The organism is Actinoplanes nipponensis (assembly GCF_016862275.1).
Lineage (GTDB): Bacteria > Actinomycetota > Actinomycetes > Mycobacteriales > Micromonosporaceae > Actinoplanes > Actinoplanes nipponensis.
Genome location: NZ_BOMQ01000017.1, coordinates 164,140 through 175,531 on the forward strand (window position 1 = coordinate 164,140; position 11,392 = coordinate 175,531).

6 protein-coding genes are annotated in these 11,392 nt (G+C 72.7%); 2 read left to right on the top strand and 4 right to left on the bottom strand.

Annotated features, from left to right (window positions below):
* Positions 1-634 precede the first annotated feature (634 nt).
* The 3 genes from Ani05nite_RS07105 to Ani05nite_RS07115 all read right to left on the bottom strand — a co-directional run bounded on the left by Ani05nite_RS07105 (position 635) and on the right by Ani05nite_RS07115 (position 6,811).
* A complete protein-coding gene (locus Ani05nite_RS07105) occupies positions 635-2,401 on the bottom strand; it encodes an alpha/beta hydrolase family protein (protein WP_203766153.1) in 1,767 nt (588 codons plus the stop codon).
* Positions 2,402-2,421: 20 nt separating this feature from the next.
* Positions 2,422-4,194, bottom strand: a complete 1,773-nt coding sequence (locus tag Ani05nite_RS07110; RefSeq protein WP_203766155.1) for an N-acetylglutaminylglutamine amidotransferase — start codon at positions 4,192-4,194, stop codon at positions 2,422-2,424.
* Between the two features lie 67 nt (positions 4,195-4,261).
* A complete protein-coding gene (locus Ani05nite_RS07115; RefSeq protein WP_239129435.1) occupies positions 4,262-6,811 on the bottom strand; it encodes a carboxylate--amine ligase/circularly permuted type 2 ATP-grasp protein in 2,550 nt (849 codons plus the stop codon).
* A 365-nt stretch (positions 6,812-7,176) separates the two neighbouring features.
* Here Ani05nite_RS07115 and ppdK point away from each other — a divergent pair, with 365 nt between their 5' ends.
* Both ppdK and Ani05nite_RS07125 read left to right on the top strand, forming a co-directional pair.
* Positions 7,177-9,864 carry a pyruvate, phosphate dikinase gene (gene ppdK, locus Ani05nite_RS07120; protein ID WP_203766214.1) on the top strand — a complete coding sequence of 896 codons (2,688 nt, stop codon included), beginning with the start codon at positions 7,177-7,179 and terminating at the stop codon, positions 9,862-9,864.
* Positions 9,865-9,882: 18 nt separating this feature from the next.
* Positions 9,883-10,578 (top strand): SDR family NAD(P)-dependent oxidoreductase, encoded by a 696-nt coding sequence (locus Ani05nite_RS07125; RefSeq protein WP_203766157.1) that lies wholly within the window; start codon positions 9,883-9,885, stop codon positions 10,576-10,578.
* A 55-nt stretch (positions 10,579-10,633) separates the two neighbouring features.
* On the opposite strand, the gene Ani05nite_RS07130 is transcribed toward Ani05nite_RS07125, so the two are convergent.
* A complete protein-coding gene (locus Ani05nite_RS07130; RefSeq protein ID WP_203766158.1) occupies positions 10,634-11,311 on the bottom strand; it encodes an HAD family hydrolase in 678 nt (225 codons plus the stop codon).
* Positions 11,312-11,392: the final 81 nt, after the last annotated feature.

An 11,392-nucleotide genomic window follows, 5' to 3' on the forward strand; every position in this document is an offset into this window, starting at 1 on the left:
TTGTCGCCACAAGATCGGTGTTGGTGGGCGGTGGCGCCGGCGGGAAGCGGTGGTGTTGAGCTCGGATCTTGTGGCGCGCTGGCCGTGGAACGGGGTTGGCCGCCACAAGATCGGCGGCGGGCGGCGGGTGGCGGGCGGCGGGTGGCGGGTGGCGGGTGGCGGGTGGCGGGTGGCGGGTGGCGGGCGGCGGGCGGCGGGCAGCAGGCGGCGAGCAGCAGGCGGCCTTGTTCGCGAGGGCTCGGGGCAGGCGGCGCATGTCACCGGTGTGGGAGCGGCGGGCCGGCGACTGACGCGGGGCCGGGGCTGCACGTGGCGCGCTTCGGTGGCGGACTGCGGGTCGCGTAGGTCGCTCGCTGGGGTGGGAGCCGGACCTTGTGGCGGGCTGGCCGGGGAACGAGCCTCGGCGCCACAAGATCGGTGTTGGTTGGCGGAAATGGGGCGGGGAGCGGTGGTATTGAGCTCCGATCTTGTGGCGCGCCAGCCGCGGAAAGTGGCTTGCCGTCACAAGATCCAGAGGAGGAAGACGGAGGCGGGGAAGGGAGAAGGGAGAGCCGGGTGGCGGAGTGGCGCAGAGAAGGAGTGGCGAACAGAAAAATCGCGGTGCGGGAGCGTACCCCCGCACCGCGAAGAAAGATCAGCCGAGCAGCGCAGGCCCCGGCGCAAGATGCGTGGTGAGCCAGCTCACCGTCTCCCGCAGATACTCGGCCCGCGACGTCCGGTGCTGCAGCTCGTGCCCCTCGTCCGGGAAGAGCAGGTACTTGTGCGGCACCCCACGCTCCGCCAGCGCCGCCACCACCTGCTCCGCCTCGATCACCGGGACGTTGCTGTCGTTCTCGCCGTGCACCACCATCAGCGGCGTCTTCAGGTTGTCGATGCGGGTGATCGGGGACAGGTCGCGCAGCAGCTCCGCGTCCGCCACCGGGTCGCCGTACTTGGAGACCGCCGCCGCCGCGATCCACGGCTCCGTGTGCTCGTAGAAGGTCGCGAAGTTCGACATGCCGCACACGTCGATGCCGACCGCGAACATCGACGGGTACGTGGTCAGCGCGGCCAGCGTCAGGTAGCCGCCGTACGAGCGGCCCATGCAGCCCACCCGGGCCTCGTCGGCGACGCCCGTGGACACCAGGTACGACACGCAGGCTGCCACGTCGCCGATGGCCGCGTACCGCAGGGCGCCGTTGTCCGCGTTGACGAAGCTGCGCCCGAAGCCCGACGAGCCGCGCACGTTGGGGGCGAAGACCGCGATGCCCCGGTCCACCAGCGACTGGAACAGCGGCCCGTGGCCCGGCCGTTCCTGGGCCTCCGGGCCGCCGTGCAGCCACAGCACCGTCGGGTGCGGGCCCTCGCCGGCCGGCCGGAACAGCCAGCCGCTGATCTCCAGGCCGTCGTGCGACGGGAAGCGGTGCAGCACCGGCCGGACCGCGTTCGGCGCCGGCTCCTCGACCGAGACCGGGTGCAGGTCGCCGTCGTACGTCCACACGCCGTGTGGCTGGCCCGGGCCCTCCGCGGTGAACGTGAGGGTGCTGCCGTCGTGGCACCAGGACACGCCGGAGACCACCGGGCCGGGCAGGTCGACCGTGGTGGCTGAGGTCGGCGTCAGGACGGTCAGTTCGGACTCGCCGCCGCGCACGTTCCAGAGCACCGCGATCGACCGGCCGTCGGCGGTCAGCGCGAAGGATTCCACCTCGGCGGTCTCCGACGAGGCCAGCACCTCGGCCCGGCCGTCGGCCACCCGGATCAGCACCGGCAGCTCGCCGGCGTCGCTGCGGGCGTACACCGCGCCGTCCGGGCCGAAACAGGCCTGCTCGCCGCTGGTCACGTACTCGTCGACGCCGGTCGTGAGATCGCGCACCGCGATGTGGCGACCGCCGCGCGGGCCGAGGCGCAGCAGCGCCCGGCTGCGGTCCGGCGCGACGTCGAAGAGGGCGACCAGTTCCGCAGTGGTGATCGTCTCCCGGGTGCCGTGCTCGGCGTCCACCAGCAGCGTGGTCTCCAGGTTCTCGGTCACCGCCAGCAGCGGCCGGCCGGGCAGCCAGCGCACGTTGTCCGCGCTGTCCGCGCCGAAGCCCGCCACCTGGTGCAGCGCCGAGCCGTCCGGGCGGACCAGCCACACCTCGGTGCGGGGGGCGCCGCCGGGGGCCAGCACGCAGGCGAGCCAGCCGCCGCCGGTGGACCAGTGCACCGAGACGACGGGGTGCTCGCCGGTGTCGACCAGGAAGGTCAGCTCGCTGCCGACCGGTTGCACCCACACCTTGGGTGAGCCGCTGCGGTCGGAGACGTACGCCACGTGCCGGCCATCGGGTGACGGGGTCGCCGACCAGCTGCCGGCGACCTCGGAGGGGAGGGAAATCCACCCCACGGGCAGCACGGTGACGTCGACACGGTTGAGCTGACCGGTCATACGGGTCCTCCCTCGGCTTCCTAGATCCCCTTGTCCTGCAGCCACATCTCGAGCAGCGCCAGCTGCCACAACTGGTTCGCCCCGAGCGTGGTACGAGCAGTGTTCGGGTCGGCCAGTAGCGCGTCAACGTACTCCGGCCGGAACAGCCCGCGCGCCCGGGCCGCCGGCGCGTGCAGCGCGTCGCGCACCAGCTCCAGCATCGGGCCTTCCAGGTGCCGGATCCCGGGAACGGGGAAGTAGCCCTTGGTCCGGTCGATCACCTCGTCCGGCACCACGCCGCGGGCCGCGTCCTTGAGCACGCCCTTGCCGCCGTGGGCCAGCTTGAGCTCGGGCGGGCAGGCGGCGGCCAGCTCCACCAGCTCGTGATCGAGGAACGGCACCCGCGCCTCCAGCCCCCACGCCATGGTCATGTTGTCGACCCGCTTGACCGGATCGTCGATGAGCATGACCTGCGAGTCCAGCCGCAACGCCGCGTCGACGCTGGTGGTGGCGCCCGGCCGGGCGAAGCCGGCCGCGACGAACTCGCGGCTGACGTCGGTGTCGAGCAGCCACTCCGGCGCGAGCTGGCGGGCCAGCTCGGCGTACGGGCGGTCGAAGAACTCCCGGGCGTACGCGTCCACGGCCTGCTCGCGCGGCACGTCGGCCAGCGGCGGGTACCAGCTGTAGCCGGCCAGGATCTCGTCCGCGCCCTGCCCGGACTGCACCACCTTGATGGTCTTGGAGACGTCCTCGCTGAGCAGGTTGAAGGCGATGCAGTCGTGGCTGACCATCGGCTCGCTCATCGCCGCGACGGTGCGCGCCACCGCCGGCAGGAACCGGTCGCGGCCGATCCGGATCTGGTGGTGGGTGGTGTCGAACTGCTTGGCGATGATGTCGGAGTAGGCGAACTCGTCGCCGCTCTCGCCGGCCGCCGATTCGAAGCCGATGCTGAACGTGGTCAGCCCGCGCTGGCCCTGCTCGGCCAGCAGCGCCACGATGTAGCTGGAGTCCAGCCCGCCGGAGAGCAGCACGCCGACCGGCACGTCGGCGACCATCCGCCGCTCGACCGCGGTGCGCAGCGACTCGTGCACCGCCTCGGCCCACTCGGCGGCCGACCGGACCGAGGTGCGGGTGTGGTCGGCCTCCCAGTAGACGCGTTCGGTCGAGGTGCCGTCCGGCTCGATGATCCGGACCGTGGCCGGGGGCAGCTTGCGGATGCCGCTGACCATCGTGCGCGGCGCCGGCACCACCGAGTGGAACGTCATGTAGTGCTGCAGCGCCACCTTGTCGATCGAGGTGTCGACGTCGCCGGCGGCGAGCAGGGCCGGCAGGGTGGACGCGAAGCGCAGCCGGCCCGGGGTCTCGGCCAGGTACATCGGCTTGATGCCGAGCCGGTCGCGGGCCAGCATGACCCGGCCGGTGGCGTGCTCGGCGACGGCGAAGGCGAACATGCCGAGGAAGTGCTTGACGCAGTCGGCGCCCCAGCGGTGGTACGCCTTGATGATCACCTCGGTGTCGGACGTGGAGGCGAAGGTGTAGCCGTAGCCGCGCAGCTCGTCGCGCAGCTGCTGGTAGTTGTAGATGCAGCCGTTGAAGACCAGGGTCAGCCCGAGCTGTTCGTCGGTCATCGGCTGGGAGCCGGCGTCCGACAAGTCGATGATCTTGAGCCGGCGGTGGCCGAACGCGATCGGGCCGCGCTGCCAGAGACCCTCGCCGTCAGGCCCGCGGGACTGCAGGCACGGCATCATCCGCCGGACGGCGTCACCGTCCGCTGCCTGGGCGTCGTACCGGAGTTCGCCGCCGATTCCACACATGCCTGATCCTCCAAGTCGTTCAGGGTCTGCTGTTGCCGTTTCGGGGATGTGTCGCGGGTGTGAAGGTTCAGCCGAGCAGCCAGGTGTCCTTCGAGCCGCCGCCGCGCGAGGAGTTGACGATCATGCTGCCGGCGGGGGCGACCCGGGTCAGCGCGGCCGGCGCGACCACCGACGTGCTGCCGGTGAAGACGAAGGCGCGCAGGTCGACGTGGCGCGGCGCGAGCTGGTGGCCGTCGAACACCGGGTGGGTGGAGAGGTTCACGACCTCCTGCGCCACCCAGCGGTGCGGCGCCGTGCGGATCTGCCGGCGGACCGCGGCCAGGTCCTCGGCCGAGGCGTGCGGGCCGATCACGATCCGGTCGCCGCCGTAGCCGTCGACCGGCTTGCAGACCAGCTCCTCGAGCCGGCCGAGCACGTGCTCGCGCTGCTCCGGGAGGCCGCACAGGTACGTCGGCACGTCGGCCAGCAGCGGCTTCTCGCCCAGGTAGTACTCGATCAGCTTGGGCACGTACGCGTACACGGCCTTGTCGTCGCCGATGCCGTTGCCCAGCGCATTGGCCAGCACGACGGTGTCCGCGTGCAGGGCGGTGACCAGGCTCGGTCCCAGCGGCATCCCGTCCGCGCCGGGCGAGTGCACCAGGCTGTCCTCGCCCATCCGCAGGTAGATCACGTCCACCGGGTGCTTGCGGCCGTTGCGGACCCGGTGCACCCGGCCCTCGTCGACCAGCAGCTCGGTGCTGCGGACCAGCGGCACACCCATCTCCTCGGCCAGCATCCGGTGCTCGAACCAGGCCGAGTCGTCCGGGCCCTGGCTGAGCACGACCACCGCCGGGTCGTCGCCGGCCGCCGGGCCGGCCGCGTCGCGCAGCGCGCGCAGCAGCAACTGCGGGGTCTCCTCGATGCTCAACAGGTCGTCGGGGCGGGGCAGCTCCGGCAGCACGGCCTCGGTGAGCCGGCGGTTCTGCATCGCGTACCCGATGCCGGAGGGCACCCGCAGGTTGTCCTCCAGCACGCACCAGTTGCCCTCGCCGTCGCGGACCAGGTCGACCCCGGCCACCTGGGCGCGCACGCCCGGCCGGCTGACCAGGGCGCCGCTGGGGCGCAGCTCCGGGGAGCCGTCGATGACCCACTCCGGCACGACGCCGTCGGCGACCACGGCCCGTTCGCCGTAGACGTCGTTGACGAAGGCGTCCAGGGCGCGGACCCGCTGGACCAGGCCGCCGCGCAGCTCCCGCCAGTCGGCCGCCGGCACCAGGCGGGGCACCAGGTCGAACGGGAAGAGCCGGGTCGCGGCCTCGCCGGCCACGCTGAAGGTGATCCCGCGGGCGCGCTGCTCGTCGTCGCGGGCGTCCTCGCGGCGGCGCAGCCCGGCCGGGCCGAGCGCGCTGAGCACGGTGACGATCCCCTGGTACGCCGGCACGACGTCCCCGTCCGGGAAGGCCTCGTCGCCGGCCGCCGCGTACGGGGTGAGCCCGGCCGGCACGGTCTGCCCGCTCGGGCCGAGGCCGGTCGCGCCGCCCCGGGTGTCGGCGACGAGCAGGTCGACCACGTCGGAGATGCGCCCGCGGCGGGTCATCGCGCGGCGCTGGCGGGACGCCGAGCTGCCCCGGCTGAGCGCCTGCACCGACAGGTCGAAGACCTGCTCCCAGTCGCCGAGCTCCTCCAGCTGCGGCCGCAGGTCGCCGACCAGCCGCTCGACGGCGACCGCGGCGGGCACCGGCACCGGCGAGCGCGGCAGGTCGAGCAGGTCGCCCTCCAGGCCGGAGCGGGCGGCCCGCCACATCGCGGCCCGGTGCAGCGGCGGCCGGGTCGCCACGATCGGCCGGCCCGCGCGGTAGTCCTGCCGGGCGCGCAACACGAGCCCGCGGAACAGGCCGGCCAGCAGCACCACGGTGTCGGCGTCCGGGCTGGAGTCGGTGACCCGCAGCTCGACGGTGGGCACGTGGGCCGACGGTCGGACGTCGAAATAGACCATCTTGGGGTCGGTGATGGTGCCCGAGGCGATCAGGTCGGCGACCAGCGCGTCGTGGTCGGCGGCCGAGGTCACCGCGCCGCTGTCGCCGGCGGTCGGCCAGCGCATCCAGACCAGCGAGCGGACGCTGGCGTAGCCGCTGTCCTCACCCATCCAGTACGGCGAGCTCGCCGAGATGCCGAGCAGCACGGGCAGCGCCGGGGCCACCCGCTGCGCGATCGACACGGCCTCGTCCCGGTCGGGGATGCCGACGTGCACCTGGGCCCCGCAGATCAACTGTTCCCGGGCGAGCATCTGGTACTCGTCGAGCATCCGCCGGTACCGCGAGGTGGGCGTGACCGGCAGGGAGTCGAGGTCGACCAGCGGCACCGTGCCGGCGGCGACCAGGCCGAGTCCGAGCGACTCGGCGACGCCCACGGCCCGGCGGCGCAGCGAGACGATGCCCTCCCGCAGGTCGTCGAGCGTGGCCGCGACCGGGGTGTTCGTCTCCACCACCGAGCGGTGCAGCTCCGCCGAGAAGTGGGCCTGGTCGAGCTGGTCCAGCACCTCCGGGGCGCGGGGCACGAGCTCCCTGGTCTTGAGATCGACGACGTGCAGCTCCTCCTCGACGCCGAGGGTGAGCCCGGTGCCGATGGCGCCGCTCACCTCCCGCGCTCCGTCATCCTCCGAGACCCTGAGTGACTCCGTCATACCTGCGACCGCCTATGTCCTCGTCCGTTGTCCGGAGCCTGACCAGCTCATGTGCCGAACCTGTGACGTGCCCATTTCCGGCGGGCACCAAGCATGACGATCCTGACACCCGGGCCCCGGCGGCCGGGCCGGCGTGCGCGCAGCGTGCTCGCGGCTGCGCACAAAACCGGTTCACCGAGCCCGAACACGCCCTCGGTTGTGCAATTACTCACCTGTGCTATGGCCCCCGGTGGCGCGGCCCCTACTCTCCGGACACCATTAACGAACGTTCGAGCGCAGGCGTTCGATGACGCATCACCTATGGGGAGGCAGTCGTGACAATGGCCGGCGAGAAGTACGTCTACGATTTCTCGGAAGGTCACCGGGAGCTCAAGGAGCTGCTCGGTGGCAAGGGCGCGAACCTGGCGGAGATGACCCGCCTGGGCCTGCCCGTGCCGGCCGGTTTCACCATCACGACGCGGGCCTGCCAGGCGTACCTGGCCACCGGCAGCAGCCCCGCCGGGCTGGCCGAGGAGATCGACTCCCATCTGGCCGCGCTCGAGGCCACGATGGGCCGCCGGCTCGGCGACCCGGCGGACCCGCTGCTGGTCTCCGTGCGTTCCGGCGCCGCCTTCTCGATGCCCGGCATGATGGAGACGGTGCTCAACGTCGGGCTCAACGACGCCAGCGTGGTGGGCCTCGCGGCGCAGGCCGGCGGCAACGACCGGTTCGCCTGGGACTCGTACCGCCGGCTGATCCAGATGTTCGGCAAAACCGTCTGCGACGTGCCCGGCGAGGAATTCTCCGCGGCCCTGGACGATGCCAAGAACGCCCGCGGGGCCACCGACGATCTGCACCTGGACGCCGATGATCTGCGGGCCCTGGTGGATCGCTACAAATACATTTTCGCCAAGCACACCGGCTACGACTTCCCCCAGGATCCGCGCGAGCAGATGGAATTGGCGATGACCGCCGTCTTCCGTTCGTGGAATGCCGAGCGCGCGGTTCTCTACCGCCGGCAGGAACGTATTCCGGCCGACCTGGGCACCGCGGTCAACGTGGTCGCGATGGTCTTCGGCAACCTCGGCGCCGACTCCGGGACCGGCGTGGCGTTCACCCGGGACCCGGCCAGCGGCGCCCAGGGCATCTACGGCGACTACCTGGCCAACGCCCAGGGCGAGGACGTCGTGGCCGGCATCCGCAACACCGTCCCGCTGCAGGAGCTGGCGACGCTGGACCCGCGCTCCTACGAGGAGCTGCTGGCCATCATGGCCAAGCTCGAGGGCCACTACCGGGACCTGTGCGACATCGAGTTCACCATCGAGCGCGGCAAGCTGTGGATGCTGCAGACCCGGGTCGGCAAGCGCACCGCCGGCGCCGCCTTCCGGATCGCCGCCCAGCTGGTCAACGAGGGTGTGATCGACCTCGACGAGGCGCTGCGCCGGGTCTCCGGGGCCCAGCTCGCCCAGCTCATGTTCCCGCGCTTCGACCTGGAGGCCGACCCGGTCGCGCTGACCAGGGGCGTCGGCGCGTCGCCCGGCGCGGCGGTCGGCCGGGCCGTGTTCAGCGCCCAGCGGGCCGTCGAGCTGGCCGCCGCCGGCGAGCAGGTCATCCTGGTGCGCCGGGAGACCAACCCGGAGGACCTGTCCGGCATGATCGCCGCCCAGGGCATCCTGACCGCCCGCGGCGGCAAGACCAGCCACGCGGCCGTGGTGGCCCGGGGCATGGGCCGCACCTGTGTCTGCGGCGCGGACTCGCTGGAGATCGCGGCGGACCGGTTCACCGTGGCCGGCCGTACGGTCGCCGAGGGGGACGTGATCTCGGTGGACGGCACCACCGGCTGCGTCTACCTGGGTTCCGTACCGGTCCGCCCGTCCGAGGTGGTGCAGTACTTCGAGGGCACGCTGTCGCCCGAGGAGGCCGAGGACCCGCTGGTCGAGGCCGTACACAAGATCATGTCGCACGCCGACACCACCCGGGTGCTGGCCGTACGCACCAACGCCGACACCGCCGACGACGCGGCCCGGGCGCGGCGCTTCGGCGCCGAGGGCATCGGCCTGTGCCGCACCGAGCACATGTTCCTCGGTGACCGCCGCGAGCTGGTCGAACGCCTGATCCTGGCGGGTACGCCGACCGAGCGCTCGGACGCGCTGGCGGCGCTGCTGCCGCTGCAGCGGGCCGACTTCGTCGACCTGTTCCGGGCCATGGACGGGCTGCCGGTGACCGTGCGCCTCATCGACCCGCCGCTGCACGAGTTCCTGCCGTCGCTGGAGGAGCTCGCGGTCAACGTGGCGGTGGCCCGCGAGCGCGGCGAGGACCACGCCGAGGACGCCGAGCTGCTGGACGCCGTACGCCGGATGCACGAGCAGAACCCGATGCTCGGCCTGCGCGGCGTACGCCTCGGCCTGGTCATCCCCGGGTTGTTCGCGATGCAGGTCCGGGCGATCACCGAGGCCGCCGTGCAGCTGGCCGGCGAGGGCCTGGACCCGCACCCGGAGATCATGGTGCCGCTGGTCGGCGCGGTGCAGGAGCTGGAGACGGTCCGCCGGGAGTGCGAGCAGATCGTGGCCGAGGTCGTCGCCGACAGCGGGGTGCCGGTGCTGATCGGCACGATGATCGAGGTGCCCCGGGCCGCGCTGACGGCCGGGCAGATCGCCGAGGCGGCCGACTTCTTCTCCTTCGGCACCAACGACCTGACCCAGATGGGCTGGGGGTTCTCCCGCGACGACGTCGAGGGCGCGTTCTTCTGGCGCTACCTGGAGCTCGGCATCTTCGGCATCTCGCCGTTCGAGTCGATCGACCGCGACGGCGTGGGCCGGCTCATCCGGATCGCGGCCGAGGAGGGCCGGGCCGTCCGCCCCGATCTCAAGCTCGGCGTCTGCGGCGAGCACGGCGGCGACCCGGAGTCCGTGCACTTCTTCCACGAGGTCGGCCTCGACTACGTCTCCTGCTCGCCGTTCCGGGTGCCGGTCGCGCGGCTGGAGGCGGGGCGGGCGGTGCTCACGGCCGGGGACTCCGACAGCCGCTGACGGGTAGGCTCCCGGGCCGTGCGACAAGCGATCGTCATCGGCAACACCGACGGCATCGGCCTGGCCCTGACCCGGCGGCTGCTCGCCGAGGGCTGGGCGGTGACCGGCCTGTCCCGGCGGGAGGCCACCCTCGAGCACGACCGGTACGTGCACGTGGCGTCGGACGTCACCGCGGCCCCGTACCGGGCGGACCTGGCCCGGGCGCTGACCGCGGCCGGCCGGGTTGATCTCTGCGTCTACGCCGCCGGCGTCGGGGAGCTGCTGGACCTCGACGACCTGGCCGCGCAGACCCGGGCCGTCGAGGTCAACCTGGTCGGGGCCGCGCGTACGGTCGAGGTCGTCGGGCCGCACCTGCTGGCGGCCGGCGCGGGGCACCTGATCGGCCTGTCCAGCCTGGCCGACGCGCTGATCTCGCCGGACGCCCCGGGCTACGCGGCGTCGAAGGCCGGCATGTCGACCTACCTGCTCTCGCTGCGCCCGGTGCTGGCCCGGCGCGGGGTGGCGGTGAGCACGGTCCGCTTCGGGTACGTCGACACGAAGCTGGCCCGGGGCCCGGTGCGACCCCTGATGATCAGCGTGGACCGGGCGGTCGACGTGCTGATGCGCTGCATCGACCGCCGCCCGGCGGTCGTCTCGTACCCGCGGCGGATGGCCCTGCTGATCGCGGCGGCGGCGCCGGCGGTCCGGCTGCGGGCCCGGTTGAGCAGGTCCTGAGACCGCCACGATCGCGGCGTGACGGGCGACCCCCGGGGCTGGATCGGCGCCCGCCTCACCGAGGAAGATCGGCGCGTCGGTCGAGTGCGGCCAGGACCTCGTCCAGGGACAGGTCGGTGGCGGTCGGCAGGAGGAGATCGGCGGCCGTGAAGCGGGCGTGGTCGGCATGCGGGTTCGGCACGGCCACGCAGCGCAGGCCGGCCGCGTGGGCCGCGGTCACGCCGTGTGCGGTGTCCTCGAACGCGACAGCGTCCTGCGCCTGGAGTCCGAGCCGGTCCAGGGACAGCAGGTATACGGCCGGATCGGGCTTGTGCGCCGCCACCTCCTCGCCGGTCGCCAGCACCTCGAACCGCGTCCGCAGCCCGGCCTGATCCAGCATCGCGCCCACGTGGGAATGGGGGGAGCTGCTCGACACCGCCAGCCGAAGTCCCAGCTCCGCGGCCCGGTCCAGCCAGTCAACGATGCCCGGCGCGGGTTCCAGCGCCGCATTCAGCTCCGCCCGGTAGGCCATCCGTAGCGCGTGGCTGGAGCCGCGGTCGTAGGCCGGCCCGACCGCCGCGGCCAGCGCCGCGTAACGCGGCTCGTTCGCGTCACCGCCGTGGTCGGCGAAGAAGCCGGCCGGGTCGAGCTCGAGACCGTGCCGCAGCCACTCCCAACGCCAGCTCTCCAGCAGCGTGGTCTCCGTGTCCATCAGCAGACCGTCGAAGTCAAAGATCAGCGCCTTGATCGTCACAGCGACCAGTATCCCGGCAGCACCACCGGTCACCCCGACCGAGCCCGGCCGGGCTGCGGTCGTGGACGAACACAAGCGGCC